Genomic DNA, 19213 nt, shown 5'->3' on the forward strand with positions numbered 1-19213 from the left:
GATGTTGGTGTTGGGTGAAACCCAACCTACTAAATGAGAGATGTTGGTGTTGGGTGAAACCCAACCTACTAAATGAGAGATGTTGGTGTTGGGTTCCCATACTCCACCCAGCCGACCCGGTGCGATCGCCTTACCTCTAAAAACACTTACGATAATTTGATACCCAGAACCTGAGTATAAGCCCCCCTAGCTTGTGTAACTCCAATCGTCCGCTGGGAGGCTTCCATCATGGGGCGACGCAGACTAACTACAATAAACTGGGCTTGTTCTGCTTGTCCTTTAATCATTTTAGCTAATCGTTCCACATTCGCTCCGTCCAAGAACATATCCACCTCATCGAAGGCATAAAATGGGGAGGGTCGGTAACGCTGGAGGGCAAAAATAAAACTTAGCGCCGTTAGGGACTTCTCCCCTCCCGACATAGAAGTTAGTCGCTGTACAGGCTTACCCTTGGGGTGAGCCACTAAATTTAGACCGCTATTAAAGGGGTCTTCTGGGTCATCAATTTGTAAATATCCATCTCCCTCCGACAATTCGGCAAAAATGGTTTGGAAGTTTTGGTTAACTGCATCAAAGGCTTCCTGAAAAGCGCGACGGCGGAGAGTCGTAAAGTTTTCAATGCGTAATAGTAGCTCTGTCCTCTCCCCGTGTAGGGTAGCCAATTTTTGGCTTAACTCCTCTAGGCGGGTAGTAGTATGCTCGTACTCTTCCAAGGCTAACATATTCACAGGTTCTAGATCTTCCATCCGCTTGGTCAGGGATTTAATCTCTCGTTGGAGGGTAGCTAGATCCAGTTTTTCGGGAATGGTCGGTAGTGGGTCGGGAAGTTCAGCTTTTTGGGTCTCTAGCTGTTGCTGTTTAATGTTCAGTTGTTCACGCCGTCCCTGTTGGGTTTCCTCAAGTTTCTGGATCTGCCATTCCAACTGCGACTGGGCGGTTTGCATTTCCCGTAGTTGTGCTTCCGCGCGATCGCGTTCTTGTTTGGCGGTTCCCAAACGTTGCTCAACCTGGGAGATGGCTGCGCGGGTTTGGCTAATTTGGCTATTGATGGTGGTGATGCGGTTTTGGGTGTCCGTGATTTGTTGGTTAAGGGACTGTTGCTGCTGCTGGAAGTCGGCGGCGCGGAGATGGTCGGCTGCTAATTTTTCGCCCAGGGCGGCTGTAGTGGTCTCAATGTACCCTAACCGCTGTTGAACCTCTCGCAGAGCCGTTTCTTGGGCTTGTAGGTGCGCTTCTTGTTGGCGGAGGCGAACTTGTATCTGTTGCCATTCCGTGTGGCTGTTGGTTCTTTCCAATTGGGCTAGGGTTTCCCGATCGCTTTGTAGTTGTTGTTCTGCGGCGGGAATGGTGCTATCTAGTGCTGCTAGACGTTCCCTGGCGGTGGATAATTCTTGCTGGGCGGTGTTTAGTTGCGATCGTGTTTGTTCTATGGTGGTGGTGATAGCCACAATTTGCGACTGGACTTGAGCCACCTGTTGGGTAGCCTCTCGCAGATTTTGTTTAGCCTCGATTAATTCCGCAGAACGTTGTTTAGCGGTTTCGGCTCCCTCCGCTATGGCTTGACGCAGGCGGGTTAGTAGCAATTCTATTTCCGCTAGTCTTTCTTTGGTGGTGGCGATCGCACCAGTGGCGGCTCTAAGTTGATTATCTGCACTGCCAAAGTGTAGGCTAGAACGGGATGTGCTACTGCCCCCGGTCATGGCTCCACTAGATTCTAACAATTCCCCATCTAATGTCACCATCCGATATTGTCCCAGATAGCGCCGGGCTTGATTTAGGGACTTAAATACTAAGGTTGTGCCAAACACATATCGGAAAATGCCATGATAAGGGCGATCGTATTCAATTAAATTTACTGCCAGGTCTACTAAGCCATCCAGAGTCGCCAGGGTGTCCGTTTCGATTCTTTCTGATGATGGTCTGATTTTGTTGAGGGGGAGAAACGTAGCCCGTCCGGCTTTTTGTCGTTTCAACAGGGCGATCGCTTCCGCCGCCACCGTATCATCTTCCACCACTATATGCCCTAATCTACCTCCCGCCGCAATGTCTAGGGCTAGTTGGTATTGAGGCTCTACCCTCCCCAACTGACAGACCAAACCACAGACCCCAGTTAACCCCGCTTTTTGAATCGCCATGGTCGCATAGGTCCCCGCCGCCTCCGCTCGGGCTTGTTGTTCAGCTTCTAGGCGGTCTAGCTTGCGTTGACGTTCCCGCTGTTCTTCTAATAAGCGGTTAAGGGTGTCTTGTTGGACAGACAGATCTTCTTCTACCGCCGTAACTATCCGCGAGAGAGACTCTACCTGAGCCGTCGCCTCGCTAACCCCACTGGTTGCCCTTTGCAGGGTTTGCTGGTGGGTAGTTAATTCCCCTTGTAAAGATTCTAGCGCCTGTTCCCTTTCCTGGGTTTGGCGCGCCAACTGTTCCGCCCTCTCCCGCAGTCTCGCTTGTTCTGTCTTTTGGGGGTTCAGGCTTTTTTGCAAGGCTTCTATTTGGCGGTGTAGGTCCGTCTGTTGTACCATCCAACTTTCCGCTTGGTTGGCTATTTGGTCCGCTTCCCTACGGGTTTGGTTAAGGCTAGTTTCTGCCACATGGCGATCGCTTTCCCGTTGTTGTTCTAACTCGGTTTCCGTCTTTTTTTGGGCTTGCAAATTAGCCAGGGTTTGGCTATGTTCTTCAATAGCCGCTTGAGTTTGTCCGAGCTGCTCACTCGCCTTTTGCGCCGCCGTTTCCAATTCCCGCCGCCTTTGCTGCTGAGAAGCCAATTCCGCTTCCTGGGTAGCCAGGGTAGACTGGAGTTGCAGCAGTTCCTCTTCCCCCATGGCTTTTACTAGAGCGTTTAATGCTTCCAGGGTAGTGGTTGCTTGTTTAATTTGGCTTTGCTGCAACTGGAATTGTTCCGTCAATTCACTATGACTGCGATCGCCTGCTTCTATTTGTTCCCTGTACCGCCAGAGTTGTTGTTGTAGGGTTTGATAGTTTAGTACCGCCCACCAAAGGCTTTTTTCCTGTAATTCAGCTTTCAGTTGCTGATATTTCATAGCTTGGGCGCGGTCCTTCGCTAGGCGATCGCGTTGGCTAATAAGTTCCTGTTCAACTATGCGGCTACGTTCCTCCCGTTCCTTCACTGTATCCAGTTTTTCCCGCGCTAGAACAATTTTGCGATCGAATTGTGCCACTCCCGCCAGTTCGTCGATAATTTCCCGCCTTTCCCTGGGTTTCATCGTGATAATACCCGTCACGTCTCCCTGAAGCACCACGTTATAACCTTCTGGGTAGATCCGCAGACGGTTTAGTTGTTCGTGTAGTTCTGTTTGCGTACAGGGTTCCCCATTAATGTAGTAGGTGGAGGTATAAGTTCCCTGTTTCGTCACCCGCAATTTCCGGGTCACACTCCATTCCCCCTCAGCTACCAGTCCCCTTGCTCCCGTTTCTCCCTCCCCTTCCAGTTCCGTCGGTTCCTCTTCTAGTTCTGCAAATGTTAGGTCTGATAGGTCAAAGGTAACCGTAACCCGAGTTTCTACCGTCGTTTTCCGGCTTTTGGAATTATTCACCAAATCAGGTAATCTTTCCGCGCGCATTCCTTTCGAGGAAGACAGACCTAGCGCGAATAATAGAGCATCAAGAATGTTGGATTTCCCAGAACCATTCGGTCCAGACACCACAGTAAACCCCGGTAGCAGGGGAATTGATGTAGTGCCACCGAAGGATTTAAAGTTGGTAAGTTCCACGCGCTTAATGTGAACCATTGAGGCTGGTTAAGATTGCCAATCAGGTATTATAGGGGTTTACCCATTAGGGTAGCATATATGGTTAGTGGCTTTTTCCGTAATCGTGCTAACATGGGGACCTGTGAAAGGCTAGGAAGGTAGATTATGGAAGATACGGCCCTACTTGATGGGATTATCGGCTTTTTGGCGATCGCTATTTTGGTCGGGGGTCTCATTTTACTGTTTCAAGGGGTTTCTTCGATTAAGTAGGATATCAACTGGGAGTTAATTGATTAGTATGTCCGAGGTCGAGTTCCAACAAATTACCCTCGAAAATCCTGATTTTGCCAAGGCGATCGCACTCTATCAACAGAGTTTTTTACCCCAGGAAATCATCCCCATTCCCATCATATCCCGGTCGCTCAAGTTAGGCAATATTCAACTATGGGGGGGATATTATCAGCAAGAATTTGCCCTGATGTCCATTGTCCATCCTCTGCCAAATTCCGAATTTGTTTTGTTAGGATATTTAGCCACCGTTCCCCATTTAAGAAACATTAAAATCGGTTCTCGGTTTTTAGAGTATATTATCAATGTGGTTCAACAGGATGATAAATCACTTATCCTAGAGGTGGAACATCCAGATTTTGGCGAAAATCGCCAGTTAAAACAGCGCCGCGTTGCCTTTTATCGAAGGTTAGGCGCTAAGATATTTCAGGATATTATCTACATTTTTCCTGCCTTAGATGGCACTACAACCACCGAAATGATGTTAATGATTATCGGCGAAAAACATCATTACAAGTTACCCCAAACCCTTGTACAGCAGTTAATCCGCGACTTATATTCAGAGGTCTATAACTGCAATCCTGATGACTCGATTTTTAATTGGATTGCAGATATAAAACACGACATTAATTTGGTTAGTTAGTCGTCATTGTAATTACCTGTGATAATAGGGCGGGTCAATTAATCATTAATTATCAAACCGAAAGGCGGCGGGGAGAGATAATTGTGGGAAAGGTTTAACCTCAGCGGGTTTAGCCGAATTTCCGTTTTGGGATGCGGGGTTAGATTCATCCGAGGCTAACATCTCTCGAAGGAGACGAGCGATCGCTCTTTGTGCTAAATCTCCCGCGACCTGCTGACTCAAATCTCGGACTTCCGGTTTTCCTAATAAGTTGGGAACCCGCTGGACTAATAGCATGGGGTCGAAACCTTTAGTTTCCTGAAGAATAGCAATAATCCGCTGAACATGATCAAGATTTTTGCTGTCAGTTTCTGATACTGGCTTGACCGGTGTTTTAGTCTTAACCCCCATCCATTGAGCAATAGTCCTTTGTGCTTTAGCGATCGCACTTTGGGAAGCCAAATCAATATTATTAACCAGTTCCCGCGCCAGATTTTCTCGGATAAACTCTCCTCTTTCCGAGAACAGGAAATCTAAAGTCTGATCCAGAACCTTATTGATATCATAATCATCGCTATTTTTAGCATTTTTCAGCAAATTTTCCAAACGATTCCACCGGAAGGAACCATCTTTAAATAGTAGTAGGCGCAGAGAAGTTCGCAACTCTGGCGATGGGTCACTTAACAAGCGTTTGGCTACATAAGGATAGGCTTTGCTGAGAACTTTAAAATTGGGGTCTACATTAATCGCAATTCCCTCTAAAGTTACCAGCGATCGGATAATTAGCGCATAATAAGCCGGAACCTTAAACGGGTACTCATACATCAAAGCCGAAAGTTCATCGGTAATGCTTTTAAAATTCAACTCGGCTACACTAGCACCCAAAGCATTATTAAAAACTTCCCCTAAAGCTGGGATAATCGGGGTTAGGTCAGTGTCAGGACTCAAAAACTCCAGTTTTACATAGTCGTTGGCTAAACCTTCAAAATCCCGATTAACTAGATGCACCACTGCTTCTAGTAGACCATAACGCTGATAGGGTTTAACCTCGCTCATCATCCCGAAATCGAGATAAACTAACTTGCCATCTGGACTAGCCAGCAAGTTTCCGGGGTGAGGGTCAGCATGAAAAAAGCCATGTTCTAGGAGTTGACGGAGGGAACATTGCACCCCCACTTCAATCAAATAACGAGCATCAATTCCCTGAGCCGCAATTTCTTCTAAATTCGTGAGTTTGGTTCCCGTCACCCACTCCATTGTTAGCACCCGCCGTCCGGTATATTCCCAATAGATACGGGGTACATAAATATCTTTTAAATGTCCGTAGAGTTCTTGGAAGCGTTCCGCATTATGACCTTCTTGGTTGTAGTCCATTTCTTCATAAATGCGACTCCCCAACTCATCCATAATCGCTACTAAGTCGCTGCGAATAAATTTCAAGTTATTATTCGCCCAAATTGCCAAAGTTCGCAGAATATAAATATCTAGTCCTATTCTTTCGCACAGGTCAGGACGCTGAACTTTGACGGCTACGGTTTCACCTGTTTTCAGTTTGCCTTTATAAACTTGTCCCAGGGACGCGGCGGCGAGGGGGTCGCGGCTAAGTTCAGCATAGATGTTTTCTGGTCGCGCGCCTAATTCCTCTTCAATAAACCGATAGGCTACTTCGTTGGGGAAGGGGGGTAATTGGTCCTGGAGTTTGGTTAATTCCTCAAGATATAGTGGCGGTACTAAATCAGGACGGGTTGATAAGGCTTGTCCGATTTTGATGAAGGCTGGACCGAGTTCGGTTAGCAGGTTTCGCAGTTGAATGGCTCGTTTTCGCTGATTACGATCGCCTCTAGCAAATCGGCGATCGCTCCAAATTCCCCAATACCAGAATCCTAGTTTCCAGATAATTGACAACAGGCGACCCCAAACCTCAAAAATCCGCGAACGATAATGATTGGCGATCGCTTCGGGGTCATAACGCAATAAGACATCCTCCGAGTTGGCTGGTGTATCTATGGTTTCCGAGTAGTTCACATCAATAGCCTCGGTTTCGAGTGCTTTCGGCGTTAGTGAGTTGGAGTCAGCCTCGGACAATGTAGGCAACACTGGTTTAGCTGTCATGTCAATCTTGGTTAGGGTCTGATGTTGATTGTAAACTATCGTAACAAATTTTCAGCTAAAGTTCTAACCGTGTTGAATTGACTCTCGCATCAATCTATGACATAGATTAAGTAAATGACAACGACTGTTGACGGGAAGCCTAGGAGGAGGTGATTCGGAGTTTGGCCAATCTTTTAAGTCAAAACAGGGACAGCAGGGTGTTGGCATACCGTGAGTGCGGACCGGAATAGGAATTGCACACCTAGGACAGTCGATGATTTCCCATTCTGATGTCAGCAGTTCTGCTATGGTCTCATTGGTTCCCTCTAGGTAGCAGTCGCCAGACTCTGGACTTAAAATTTGTTCCCAGCACTTCTCAAATTCTCGGCTATAGCGATCGCCTGTAATCGTCGGTAATGGTAGTTGAGTTTGGTTGCCGTTATTCAGGACAACTTTTTTGCCTAACTGAAACCAGTAGGCTAGGTATTGTTTCACTTGGTTTTCGGAAGCCATAATTTTTGTTCCTGGTTGCCCTTCATCGTTGCCAATTGGGAGAATTTCTGACTCCTATTGATTATTTTAGCTTAAAAAAGATGATGTCGGGGAGATTCAAATCTTTAATAATATTTAATTTTTGGCAGGAATGACTAATCATTTATTATCAATACTGTAGCCATATCAATCAGTATTATTGCGGATTAGTTGAACCATATAAGCAGATTGGACTAGGGAATTTTCCGTAATTTCCACATTGTCTAGTTTATGGTATGCGGCTTAAAATGAATTTACTGGCAACAGTAGACAGTTGTTGCTAACAGCCCAATTAACGAGGACTCTTAGGATGAGTACGGCTTTCTCGGTTTTAGACCTAGCCAAACAAGGAGATATTAATGCGATCGCTACATTAATTAAAAACAAACTAGAATCGAAAGGTATTCGGGTAAAGTTTGACTGTGTTCAAGGAGACATTAAGTTATTTTTAGAATCTTCCCAACTGGGAGGAAAAACCGTAGGGGATGCTGTTTATAAGTATGTGGAAGCCAGCAAGTTTAACTTACAGTCTATTAACTATATAAAAATCTATAAGACGAATGAAGGTCGTTGGAAATTAGTTTATCGAGTCGAAGTTGAGCAGAAGAAGACTGACAATGTAATCCCCCTAGGAGCCAACTCCCCTCGGGCTATTACCGCACCACAAATAAACGGTAAGACTTCCGACTTACTCCCTCTGAAACAAGACTTGGAACAGTTACACGAATCTGTCAAAACTGAAATTAACCGTCTGTCTGAAATTTCATCCCAATTAGAAAGAGTGTTGCAGGTATTAGAACCTAAGATTCCTTCACCTGAACCCGTAAAAACCAACCAAGAACCGACCGAATTAATTAACTGGCTAGAAAAACTGGAGATTAAAGTTAACAGTAGTAATCAACCGAGTGCTTCAGATGATGTGCTAAATCAACTAGCTGATATCATTGGTAATAACTACCAAAATTTAAGCCAATTACATCAAGCGATCGTCCAGAGTATTTGTAGCCGAAGTCCTTTTCATCTCAACTTATCAAATAGCAGTCAACCAGAGATATCGCAATCGACACAATTATGTAATAGGCTAAGTCGTCTCAGCTTTCTGTCAACCTATCACTATAATAAAAATACTAGAACCATTTCCGGTCAAGTTGACCCCCAAGGACAAATCATCAATTTCTTTAATGGTATTTGGTTTGAGAGGTTTATTTACCACAAAATCACCAATTTATTTAATGAGTATAATCTGAGCTATCAGTGCTTAATTAATCCCAAGCTAGAATTTGCGAATGGAAATGTATTTGAGTTAGATTTTCTATTTTGGGTTAACCAACAAGTTCTCTGGGTTGAATGCAAATCAGGTAAAAATTATAACCCGACTATCAGTACCTATGAGAATCATAGAAATTCCCTAGAATTACCGAAAGAATCGTCGATGATGGTATTATTACAAGCAGATACACAACAAACAGGAGATCTGACTACACTGCGAGGCTTAACCATTGTGAATCCTGATAATTGCATTGATCAAATTAAACAAACTCTCAACTTAGATAGTTAAGAGCAAGTGGGAATCTATTTTTTTTAGTTAGGGGTTAGGTGCTAAAGTCCGCGTGATTAGCGGTTAACACATCCCTAGGATTTCCATGGACTTTTCTAGGACTTCATCAGGGTCAAAAGGCTTAGTCATATACAAATTGGCTCCCACCTTTTCACCCTGTTGTTTATCAAATTCCTGACCTTTAGCAGTGAGCATAATCACAAAAACATCAGATAATCCCAGTTCATTTTTGACGGCGTTACAGACATCAAAACCATTCATTTTCGGCATCATCACATCCAGAAAAATTAAATCCGGCTTTTGTTCTTTGATAATGGCTAACGCCGCCTCACCATTATCAGCAATTAATAATTCTACACCCTCATCTTCTAGTTCTTCCAAAGTTTGTTGAAGCAATAGCCTGATATGAGGTTCATCATCTACAATTAAAATACTTGGTGACATCAGCTTTTCCCTAAACTCCTCAATATAACACTTCAAAGACTTCTATCTTATTTTTTTTACCTTTGAGCTTAACAATACCCACCTCTTTAAAAGAGAAATCATTTTGTGTTGCATCATATATACTACGTCCTACCAGTATTTGTCTACCCTTGGCCAAAGATTGTAATCGAGAGGCCACATTAACCTCATCTCCGATCGCAGTATAATCAACGTGATGGGGTGAGCCAATATTCCCAACCACCACCTCGCCGGAACTAATACCAATTCCGGTATGAAAATTGTCTCGAATCCAATGATTAGAGATTTCTTGTAAGCGATTTTGCATTCCAATGGCGGCTTCTATGGCTCGTTGTTCACAATTAGTCAGACTAGCGGGAGCGCCAAACATACAAACCATCATATCTCCGACAAACTTATTGACAGTCCCCCCATGTTCAAAAATGACATTAACCATCTCTTCAAAATAAATATTCAAATATTCGACAATTTTTTCCGGTGGCAATTCTTCGCACTTAGTGGTAAAATCGCGGATATCAGCAAATAAAATCACTAAATTTTTGCGGCAGTTTTTCAGCAAATTTTCATCTTTGGAGTTAATGACAGCCTCGACTAACTGAGGTGACATATATCTTTCCAAGTTGCTTTTAATCCGTTCTTCCTGCAATCGATATTCATGAAATCGGATATTTTCAATAGCATTAGCCGCCTGAGATGCGATCGCTGTCAATAGCTTTAAGTCACTAGCATTATAGGAGACAGATTGAGTGCTGAATAAAACAATAAACCCCAAAATCCGGTTTTGATGTTTGAGAGGCGAAAATAACAGAGCCGATATTTGGGAAGCCATGAAAGCAAAGCGAAAATCATAAGCAATATTATTAATAATTTCCGGCTGAGTAAAATCAAAAATAGCATCGGCAATTTTCTCAGCCAAGGGATAACTCAGTTGAGAAGATTCACCAGATACTACAATCATTTGACACTGTTGATTTGGTGGATTGTCCTGATTACAAGTCATCACAAAACCGCCAGTAGCTCGAATGGCTTGCATAGCTTCTTCTAAAATCAGTAAAGCCAAAGATTTATTATCCAAAACGGCACTCAATTTTTCCGAAATTCGGTAAAGCAGATTAATTTCCTTGTACCTTTCCAAGGTTTCATGAGCCAAAGTTTTCCGTTCCCATTCTCGATTAACTAAATAAGTGAGGAGGGAAGCGACTGTGGCGGCTTGTCGATCGCCTTCCACCCAACCAATAGATTGATTATGAAGTAAAATCGGATAAGTTTCTGTAGGGAGTGGTTGAAGGTTCCCCAATAGACAATTACCCTCATGGTCAAAAATAGAAATCGAGCCATTATTCAACTTAATCATTTCATCGATAATTGAGGCAATATCAGGAAAACGTAAAATTTGTTTAAGTTTAATCTTCATGGTTGCTACGGGAGTCTTCTAACAAAAATAGAAAGATATTAGCTAGTTCTTTTTCAAACTTAAAACTACGGACTAAATTATACTTTTTGGAAAATTCCGCATTAGCAATAACTAAATCTGGTTTCATGGCTCGAATTTGAGGCAAAAACTCTTCCTCCCCTTGGGTCTGAGATACAAGATAACCTTGAGTTTTTAGGACTTCATTTAAAATCTCAAGGGTAGAAATATCGCGATCGACAATTAACACCCGTTTAGGAGACTCTCCACGAGCAAACAAAGATTTAACTTCTTGTAATAAAGTTTCTTGAGCCACTGGCTTAGTTAGGTATTTATCAACCCCTACCTGATAGCCACGACTAACTGAGTCATCAGCGGAGACAACCAAAATAGGAATATGCTGAGTTTCCGGGTCATGTTTTAAAATAGCCGCCACATCAAAACCATTAATCTCCGGCATAATAATATCAAGAATTACTAAATCTGGTGGATTTTGTTTAATTTGACTAATGGCTTCTCGACCATCTTTCGCCAAGCGGACATTATAGCCTTCCGCATCTAATTCTTGACGCAATAACTCTCTAATACTTGGGTCATCATCCACGATTAAAATAGTCTTTTTATGTTCTCCTATGGACTGATTATCCTGATATTTTTCATTAGTTAGGTGATTAATTAAAGATTGTAAATCGAGGGTTTTAACAGCGTTTTCAATGTCTTTAACGTCAGGTAAAGGCAAGGTAAAATAAAAGGTACTACCCACTCCCACCTGACTTTCTACCCAAATCGACCCGCCGTGATGCTGGATAATTTCTTGGCAAATTGGCAAGCCTAAACCAGTTCCTTGCGGTTTATTAGTTAGGGTATTACCTACCTGTTTAAACTTCTCGAAAACCTGTTCTCTATCAGCAGCATCAATACCACAACCTGTGTCTTTTACGGACACCTTAATCGCGGACTTGACCGCCATTAATTTTAATGTTACATTACCTGTTTCTGTGAATTTTACAGCATTAGAAATTAAGTTAATAAAAACCTGCATTAATTTATCATTGTCTCCCATAATATCGGGGAGATTTTCGGGAATATTAACAATTAATTTAATTGGCTTGTTATTAAATAAAGAAGTAGTGGCAGATATGGCTCGTTCTACTACTGTTTTGATAGATAAGGGTTCTATATGCCATTCGGTCTTACCAGCTTCCATTTTGGCAATATCAAGCACATCATTAATTAGATTGGTTAATCGTATGCCTTCGGAAACAATAATATCTACATTACTAGCGACTTGATTAACGGCTCTATTGATTTTCTTGTCATCAGTTTTAATGAAGGGTAAAATCACATCATCGAGTTTTTTCTGAATCAATTTAGCAAACCCCAAAACAGAGGTTAAAGGTGTTCTTAATTCGTGGGATACGGTGGAGATAAAATCAGTTTTCATCCGATCTATTTCTTTTTCGGCTGTAATATCCCTAAATAATACGACTGAACCAATATATATTAATTCTTCTGAACCTGATGGGGAAGATACCTGTTTAAGTACACCCTTAGCGACGGCTTGACCAATGCGATCGCCTTCTAATTTCACCTCTCCCCCGAAAGCATCCAGAGGTTTAGCTTTAGACTGCAAAAGCAAATCCATCACATCCCCATCAAAGGCTTCGCTGCACAATTTACCGCGTATATCCACATCTCCCAAATCAAACAAATTAGCCAAAGCGGGATTAGTGCGAGTAATTTTACCTTCGGTATCAGTGACTAACAATCCATCAGCAATGTGGTCAATAATTGAAGTCAGATTAGCCAAAGTTTCCTGAAGTTCAACGGTAGCCATTTTCACCCTTTCTTCTAAATATTGATTAGCATCAGATAACTGTTGATTAAACTCTTTGATATCAGTAATCATCTGATTAAAAGTCCGAGCCAAAATCCCAATTTCGTCTTGAGTTAAAACGGGTGCTTGACAGTCAAAGTTGCCATCAGAAACTTTTAACGCAGTCTCAGTAATCGCCAGAATGGGCTGGGTAATTTTCCTGGTTAACAGATAGACAGCAATCAACAGTAAACTGATGGAAGTCAACCCTAGTAACAAGATATCTTTAGCAAGTCGATTAGCGGGAGCAAAGGCTTCTTGTTGTTCCATTTCGGCAATCAAAGCCAAATTTTGCTTCTCTAACCAGGTATATACCCCAATCACGGGAATACCATCATAATTGCGATAAATACCCTCTCCGGTTTCTCCCCGCAAAGCTGCATCAATTCCGGGACTGCTAACAGCTTGGATCAGTTTTTCTTCTCCGATTTGGTGACTAGAAATCAAAGCGCTTTGGCTTTCTAAACGACCGACTAAATAAGTTTCGCCACTGTTTCCCAAACCCGCCCTTTTTCGGATAATTTCATCGATGCTATTCAGGTTCAAATCTAGTGCAATGACGGCTATACGTTGATTTTCTGGGGGTAAATTAATATTGTTGGCTGATTGCACCAATTGTTCTAGGGTAGGGCGATCGGGTTGTCCAGTTACTGGGAGTCCATAGGCATTTTGAGCGTTTTCGATCGCTGTTTGGGTTTGCAGACCCCATATATTATCAATGGAACCATTATAAAACCCTCCGTTAGCCAACAGGGTTTGAATAGCAAGGATATCGTCTAACTCTGGTATATCGAGGGTGGCGCTAGTGGAAGAGGTAGGACGAAAAACGGGGGCGGCTAGGGTGATCATGGGTCGCCCAGTTTTGGTGGAGGTGTAAAAATTAGGACGGACTCGATCGCCTGACTCCATGCTTTCAAAATAGGTAGTGGTATTACCTAGAGGTTGATAGTTTCCGATAATGGTGGGGTCGGTAGAATAGATGATAATTCCGGCGGTAGTCAGTAGGGAAATGCGATCAATTTCGGGTTTCAGGGCGAGGAGGTGAGTTAATTCTTGGTTGATGATCTCTTGGGCTTGGGCTTTTTGGGCTTGTGTGGCGTTGGGGTCTACCAGAATTGCGGCTTGAGTCCTGACGGTTAAGTTACTAGCTGTAGCTAGGGTTTCTCGGCGTTGATTTTCGGCCCATTTGTTGACCTGATGGGCTTTAAGGGAGGTGGCGACTTGCAATCGTTCAAAAACTGATTGTTTCAGGGACTCCCGCGCGCGGATATTAACAGTAAAGCTAACCAGCCCAACGGTGACACCGGAAAGTAGAAAAAAGTAACCCACCAATTTTGACAGTAGGCTTTGATTGAGGAGTTTCATTTGTTTACCTCATGGAGACTCTCGCTATAACCTGATTCGGGTTCCTATGGTGGGCCATAAACTATTATTGCTCCCAATTGGAGAAAATTCCCTCAATTTGAGCGATCGCCCGATCCGCTGCCTGTTCTGGTGAGATACCATCAGCTACAATAGCACGGATCACCTGACCCCAAATATTATCCGATAGCACTTGAGAATAAGCCGGATTAAATGATTGTGCAAATGGCCTAGCTTGCTGATATTGCTGAACAGACGCTGAAATATGCGGATCTTCAGGATTTGTCCAAAATGGATCTTCTAATAGTTTTGGCATTACCGGAAAATAGCGTCCTTGAGCACCCTGGAGATAGGAACCTAAGTTCTCTGGTTGAATTAGATAGGATAGTAGACTTTTGGCTTGTTCCTGATTGGGGGACTCTTTAAATATAACAACCATTTTGACACTGGAAACGGAATTAAGGCGATCGCCATTCAGTGTGTTGGGCCAGTCGATGGTGACTAAATCTTGAAAATAGGTCTGGGTATCCTGACGCTGGGAACCGGGAATTGATAGGGATGGGTTAGCGGTTAAAATTGAATTTCGACTCAGGAAAGAGACGTTATTATCAGGATTTGCCCAATCGATGGCACTAGGGGGAACATAGCCATCTTTATAAAGGTTGGTGTATTCGGTCAAGGCGTTAATCAGACCTTGACGCACCCGGGGTTCCCTAATTTGCAGTTGTCCTGTGGGGCTGATTAATTGTACATTGTGGGCTGTTAAAAATTGCTCAAAGGTGAAGTAGGTATCACTGGCGGCGGGAGACATGGGGAAACCAAAGGCGTAGATATTTTGCTGACCCTGGGAACGTAATTCGTCTTGAATGTCTTTCCAAAATTGCCAAAATCCCTCCCAGTCTTGAGGAATGCGATCGCTACTAAATCCGGCTTGTTCAACTAGGGGTTTCCAGTAGTGAATATGAATAGTTTGCTGGCTGAGGGGGGCGGCATATTTCCCAGTTTGTCGGGTGTGGGAATTCTTGTATGCTACGGATTCCAGGGCTTCGCGATCGTAAATGCTTCGCAGGGGAGTAATTATATCCGATAGATCAACCAGTTGATTATCCCACGCTAAACTAGGGATTAAGGTTTCTACTTTCCCAGTGCTAAATAACAGGTCGGGAGGATTAACTGATGCGATCGCATTATTAGTTTCTCTCAGCATATCTGCGTCACTGTAGAAGGTCAATTCTACCCGATTTCCGGTCTCATTTTCCCACTCTTGGACTAATCTCTGAATCTCTTGAGTTTCTTCTGGATAAAAACCCTGTTGCCACCAAACCCTAAATGGCCTATCCCCAGCACCAGAACCCACAGACGATGGGGATGCGTTACAGGTAACTACCCCTAATGATAAGAAGAACAGAAGACCATATTTAATAAATTCTTGGCGTGTTTGCATGGTAAAATACTACCCACAACTATTGTGTCAAGTTAAATCATAACTATATCCAATTTTACCACGGAATCTATTAAGATTCTCAAGATTTGATCAGTTGACTGGATACCATAGCTGCTGGGGATTATTGCCCATCATTTAGTTAAGTTATCTTCCGAAATATTAAGCTATATAAACATGGATAGTTACATAATGTTAACTTCCTGTCTAATTCCGATAAAATTGATGTTACTCATGTTCTTGGTCTTCTTCTTCATCAGGGCGAGATTTGCGAGACTTGTTAAACCTTTTATTTTTGATGGCAATATCTTCATTCATAGTCCGAATTAACCAATAACTAGCAGCCAAAGCTAAACTCGCACCCGCCAAAGCGATCACATCGATTTTTTGATATTTATTGGTGTCAAAAATGATAATCTTTCGGGATACAGCAATTAAAGCTGTCACCACCACTAACTCAACTTGAACAATATGCTTTTTTAAATAAGCTGTTATATTTTCCAGCAACTCCAAAGCAATTAAAATATTCAAGAATAGCCCAAAAATCTCAATTAAAGTTGCATCAAAAAACCCGGTTGGCTTGGCAGCAAATAAATCCGTTAACAACACCCGAATTAAATCCACCAGAGAAACGATGATTACCAAAATTAAAGCCACGGACAAAATTTTAGAGACGCAATTCTCCACCCAGTGAATCATCCCCAAAAAATTCTCATCTTGAAACTGATTTAAAATTCGCTGCAACTTTTTTTTAAACATTGGGTTTATCCGTGATATAATTTAATTCGGCATTATCTTGGGGTTGATAATCAATCAATTGACGGGCGTTGTCAATGTTCCAAATCCGATTAGTATTGTTAGAAACCCCATAAAAAATCTGAAAACCCAAATCTTGATGATCTAGAGATTTTTGCACCAATTGCGCCAAATCTCTGGGACTACACCAAGTCTTCAAACTGCGATCGCTATTAGGATATGGCAAAAATGAACCAATCCGCAAGCAAATAATCGACATCCCATATTGGTCTACAAAAAACTGCGCCAACGCCTCCCCAAAAGCCTTACCAACCCCATATAAAGAATCAGGTCTCACGACCATTTCCGGGGTGATATGGGACTCTCCCATAACTTCTCGCCACCCGGAAACATGATTACTACTAGCATAAATTAACTGCTTTATCCCCACCCGTCTCGCCGCCTCAAAGACATTATAAGTTCCCGCAATTCCCCCCCGATAGACATCCTCCCAAGGCTGTTGTACGTCTGGGTTACTCGCCAAATGAATTACTCCATCAACCCCGTCCATAGCCTGGGATACTGCTTCAAAATCAGTAATATCGGCTATGATGACATCATCAGCACCAGAAATCGGTTTAAGATCCAAACATCGGAATTGGTAACAGCCAGCTAACAATTCTCGAAGCGATCGGCCAATTTGTCCAGCCGCACCCGTAATCAGAACCTTTCGCATTTCCTTTGTCAACCAGTCAAATTCATTCTGATTCTAACATTAACCTGTCATGATTTTAACTCTATTAGAAAATCCAATTGTTAGATTATACATCAATTTAATTGGCTGGGCTTTACTAGGATTTATTCTCGGCAAAAAACTCCCCGATAGTACATCCAAGTATTTAGGCCAGTTTCTCTATTGGATTGGTGTTCCCCTTGGTATCATTGCCTTTATGCGGGGAGTTGATATCTCTGGATATATTTGGATTTCCCCGATAGCGGGATGGCTTGCTATGTTGGTTGGGGCAGTTTTTGCGCGTTTTTGGATGGAATTAGAAATCAGTGATGAACGTATTAAAGCGATCGCTTCTGGTCTGATTAACCCTCGCGATTTAAAATCAGATCAACCCATCCCAGACACCGCCTGGACTCGACCAACCCAAGGCAGTTTTTTACTAGCTATGATGGTAGGAAATACCTCTTATTTAGGCTTTCCTGTAGTCTTGTCTTTAATCGGTCCTGAATACTTTTTATGGGCAGTCCTTTATAATACCCTCGCCACCAGTCCCGGACTTCACGGCATTGGCTATATGATTTCGGCTAATTATGGGAATAATCCCCTAGCACAACGTCGGAAAAGTCCACTACAAATTATTTTCGGAAATCCGGCTTTATGGAGTTTTGGGTTTGGGTTTTTTTTCCGCCATGTTCCCCTCCCAGACCTGGCAGAAAATGGTTTAAGAACTTCGGCTTGGTCTATTGTCACGTTAGCGATTATTATGATTGGGATTCAACTTAGTCAATTAGGGAAACTGCAAAAATTAAGCCAAGCGTTAATTTGTCTGGCTATTAAAATGATTGTAGTTCCGTTAGTAGTAGGAACAGGTTTGATGTTTTTGGGAGTGACAGGTTTACCGAGATTAGCTATTGTTCTCCAAATGGCTATGCCGCCTTCTATTGCTACGGTAATTTATGCGATCGCCTACGGTCTTGACAAGGATTTATCGGTAGCTACTGTAGCTTTAGGTTCCGTGGGTTTATTAATGACAATCCCGATGTGGTTATGGCTATTTGCGCCTTAAAATTAAATCGGTAGCATGGTAAACAATAGCATCAAATTCGGAGGGGTCTAAACTAGCGGGGTCGCGATAGCCTAAATTAATGCGATCGCACATTTTCTCATCAATATATTCCGATGCCAAAAACACCTTAATTCTCTGTAAATGCTGCCCAACCCTAATTAAATGACTAGCCACTAGGGGATTATTTAACTCTCCCGAATCAACCCAGGTTTTCACCTGTTCAGGAATAGCATAACCGAATTGATTAATAATATCCCCGTGGGTGGCAGAAATCCCCTCAGCCAACTTCCCTCTCACCACCAAAGTTCCCCCATCTCTGACCATATCTGCACAGTTATAAACCGCTTTAGCAGCCTGCCAAAAATCGGCACTTTTGTCATCCACAATAGCCAGCAATTTATCGCAGGGTTCAACAGTTTTTAAAAACAATTTAGCACTAAGTGCGGCCGCCTGACGATAGGAAGATTGTAAATCACCCACAAACACATCGACAATACCAGTGGGAAGGGTAACAAAGTTAACGGAAACGAAAGTAGCCGGAAAGGCTTGAGTAGCTAACTCTCCCACTTGAGCTAATATATCCCTAATTGGGTTATCCACTTTTGCCATAATTTCTTCAGTAGGGAAGAGGTTACTTTTCCAGTGAGTGTAATCAATTATGGCTTGATTAGCAATTCCCGGACACAGATATTTTGTCCCCCCAGAAAATCCCACAACTCGATGAGGAAATACACTCCCCAAACACATGACGACATCCTGATTCATCATCACGCTGTTTAACTTGACAGTGACCCCATCAATCACGCCAATTTCGACTAAATGACTATCATCAAAGGCATTATGATTTAACAGGTTTATCTGTTCAGCCTCTGTGGGGGATATTCCCAATTTATTGAGCATTTCGGTCTCAGTCATCGGTCGATGAGTTCCCAAGGCAAAGATTACGGTAATTTCTGGGGATAAACTTCTGTTAATAAAGGCTAATAATTGGGAAAAAAAGAGGTCAATAGGTGTGGAACGGGTGACATCTTCACAGATAATCAGAAGGCGATCGCACCGTTGATTTATGGACAACAAATAATCGGTTATTGTGCGGACAATAGCATCAACAGAAATCAGACTAACTGTTTCTAGGGTGATAATTTTCATACTCACTTAAATATCAGCAATTAGCGCCATCAAATCATGAAAGTAGGTTGGGTGCAACCCAACACCGTCATCTGATGAAAGTAGGTTGGGTGCAACCCAACACCGTCATCTGATGAAAGTAGGTTAGGTGCAACCCAACACCGTCATCTGATGAAAGTAGGTTAGGTGCAACCCAACACCG

Annotated in this window: 13 protein-coding genes; 3 read left to right on the forward strand and 10 right to left on the reverse strand. The window is 42.9% G+C overall.

Annotation, left to right across the window (positions count from 1 at the left end; all coding sequences use genetic code 11):
- Positions 1-146: 146 nt before the first annotated feature.
- On the reverse strand, positions 147-3746 hold the full coding sequence (smc, locus tag P5683_RS05395) for a chromosome segregation protein SMC (RefSeq protein ID WP_315669421.1): 3600 nt from the start codon (positions 3744-3746) through the stop codon (positions 147-149).
- Positions 3747-4005: 259 nt separating this feature from the next.
- Here smc and P5683_RS05400 point away from each other — a divergent pair, with 259 nt between their 5' ends.
- A complete protein-coding gene (locus tag P5683_RS05400; RefSeq protein WP_315639502.1) occupies positions 4006-4638 on the forward strand; it encodes an N-acetyltransferase in 633 nt (210 codons plus the stop codon).
- Positions 4639-4683: 45 nt separating this feature from the next.
- Here P5683_RS05400 and P5683_RS05405 read toward each other — a convergent pair whose 3' ends face one another.
- Together P5683_RS05405 and P5683_RS05410 are read right to left on the reverse strand one after the other, a co-directional pair.
- A complete protein-coding gene (locus P5683_RS05405; RefSeq protein WP_006621255.1) occupies positions 4684-6729 on the reverse strand; it encodes an AarF/ABC1/UbiB kinase family protein in 2046 nt (681 codons plus the stop codon).
- Positions 6730-6792: 63 nt separating this feature from the next.
- The gene (locus P5683_RS05410; RefSeq protein WP_315639501.1) at positions 6793-7221 is read right to left on the reverse strand and encodes a hypothetical protein; all 429 of its coding nucleotides are present in this window, start codon (positions 7219-7221) and stop codon (positions 6793-6795) included.
- A 328-nt stretch (positions 7222-7549) separates the two neighbouring features.
- Between P5683_RS05410 and P5683_RS05415 the strand changes: the two genes are divergently transcribed.
- Positions 7550-8797 (forward strand): hypothetical protein, encoded by a 1248-nt coding sequence (locus P5683_RS05415; RefSeq protein WP_006669860.1) that lies wholly within the window; start codon positions 7550-7552, stop codon positions 8795-8797.
- 63 nt (positions 8798-8860) lie between these two features.
- Here P5683_RS05415 and P5683_RS05420 read toward each other — a convergent pair whose 3' ends face one another.
- The 6 genes from P5683_RS05420 to P5683_RS05445 all read right to left on the reverse strand — a co-directional run bounded on the left by P5683_RS05420 (position 8861) and on the right by P5683_RS05445 (position 16820).
- Positions 8861-9241 carry a response regulator transcription factor gene (locus tag P5683_RS05420; RefSeq protein WP_006621258.1) on the reverse strand — a complete coding sequence of 127 codons (381 nt, stop codon included), beginning with the start codon at positions 9239-9241 and terminating at the stop codon, positions 8861-8863.
- Positions 9242-9260: 19 nt separating this feature from the next.
- Positions 9261-10673 (reverse strand): adenylate/guanylate cyclase domain-containing protein, encoded by a 1413-nt coding sequence (locus P5683_RS05425; protein ID WP_006669861.1) that lies wholly within the window; start codon positions 10671-10673, stop codon positions 9261-9263.
- The gene (locus P5683_RS05430) at positions 10663-13911 is read right to left on the reverse strand and encodes a response regulator (protein ID WP_315639500.1); all 3249 of its coding nucleotides are present in this window, start codon (positions 13909-13911) and stop codon (positions 10663-10665) included. Before P5683_RS05430 ends, P5683_RS05425 begins: the two co-directional genes overlap by 11 nt.
- Positions 13912-13975: 64 nt before the next feature.
- Entirely contained in the window at positions 13976-15352 is a 1377-nt protein-coding gene (locus P5683_RS05435; RefSeq protein ID WP_008057445.1) for an ABC transporter substrate-binding protein, read from the reverse strand.
- 225 nt (positions 15353-15577) lie between these two features.
- Positions 15578-16108, reverse strand: coding sequence for a phosphate-starvation-inducible PsiE family protein (locus tag P5683_RS05440; protein WP_006670944.1), 531 nt, complete (start codon positions 16106-16108; stop codon positions 15578-15580).
- Entirely contained in the window at positions 16101-16820 is a 720-nt protein-coding gene (locus tag P5683_RS05445; RefSeq protein WP_006621263.1) for an NAD(P)-dependent oxidoreductase, read from the reverse strand. Before P5683_RS05445 ends, P5683_RS05440 begins: the two co-directional genes overlap by 8 nt.
- 49 nt (positions 16821-16869) lie before the next feature.
- Here P5683_RS05445 and P5683_RS05450 point away from each other — a divergent pair, with 49 nt between their 5' ends.
- Positions 16870-17883 (forward strand): AEC family transporter, encoded by a 1014-nt coding sequence (locus P5683_RS05450; RefSeq protein WP_008057450.1) that lies wholly within the window; start codon positions 16870-16872, stop codon positions 17881-17883.
- On the opposite strand, the gene P5683_RS05455 is transcribed toward P5683_RS05450, so the two are convergent.
- Positions 17869-19032 carry a lactate racemase domain-containing protein gene (locus tag P5683_RS05455; RefSeq protein WP_046320033.1) on the reverse strand — a complete coding sequence of 388 codons (1164 nt, stop codon included), beginning with the start codon at positions 19030-19032 and terminating at the stop codon, positions 17869-17871. The genes P5683_RS05450 and P5683_RS05455 overlap by 15 nt on opposite strands.
- Between the last annotated feature and the right edge of the window lie 181 nt (positions 19033-19213).

This window comes from Limnospira sp. PMC 1279.21 (assembly GCF_032349615.1).
GTDB lineage: Bacteria > Cyanobacteriota > Cyanobacteriia > Cyanobacteriales > Microcoleaceae > Limnospira > Limnospira fusiformis.

Excerpts from the sequence above, each read along its gene's own strand:
- P5683_RS05445 (WP_006621263.1), bottom strand. The coding sequence starts at position 16,820 with ATGCGAAAGGTTCTGATTACGGGTGCGGCTGGACAAATTGGCCGATCG.
- P5683_RS05415 (WP_006669860.1), top strand. The coding sequence starts at position 7,550 with ATGAGTACGGCTTTCTCGGTTTTAGACCTAGCCAAACAAGGAGATATT.
- P5683_RS05410 (WP_315639501.1), bottom strand. The coding sequence starts at position 7,221 with ATGGCTTCCGAAAACCAAGTGAAACAATACCTAGCCTACTGGTTTCAG.
- P5683_RS05455 (WP_046320033.1), bottom strand. The coding sequence starts at position 19,032 with ATGAAAATTATCACCCTAGAAACAGTTAGTCTGATTTCTGTTGATGCT.
- P5683_RS05440 (WP_006670944.1), bottom strand. The coding sequence starts at position 16,108 with ATGTTTAAAAAAAAGTTGCAGCGAATTTTAAATCAGTTTCAAGATGAG.
- P5683_RS05425 (WP_006669861.1), bottom strand. The coding sequence starts at position 10,673 with ATGAAGATTAAACTTAAACAAATTTTACGTTTTCCTGATATTGCCTCA.
- P5683_RS05400 (WP_315639502.1), top strand. The coding sequence starts at position 4,006 with ATGTCCGAGGTCGAGTTCCAACAAATTACCCTCGAAAATCCTGATTTT.
- P5683_RS05450 (WP_008057450.1), top strand. The coding sequence starts at position 16,870 with ATGATTTTAACTCTATTAGAAAATCCAATTGTTAGATTATACATCAAT.
- P5683_RS05430 (WP_315639500.1), bottom strand. The coding sequence starts at position 13,911 with ATGAAACTCCTCAATCAAAGCCTACTGTCAAAATTGGTGGGTTACTTT.
- P5683_RS05405 (WP_006621255.1), bottom strand. The coding sequence starts at position 6,729 with ATGACAGCTAAACCAGTGTTGCCTACATTGTCCGAGGCTGACTCCAAC.
- smc (WP_315669421.1), bottom strand. The coding sequence starts at position 3,746 with ATGGTTCACATTAAGCGCGTGGAACTTACCAACTTTAAATCCTTCGGT.
- P5683_RS05420 (WP_006621258.1), bottom strand. The coding sequence starts at position 9,241 with ATGTCACCAAGTATTTTAATTGTAGATGATGAACCTCATATCAGGCTA.
- P5683_RS05435 (WP_008057445.1), bottom strand. The coding sequence starts at position 15,352 with ATGCAAACACGCCAAGAATTTATTAAATATGGTCTTCTGTTCTTCTTA.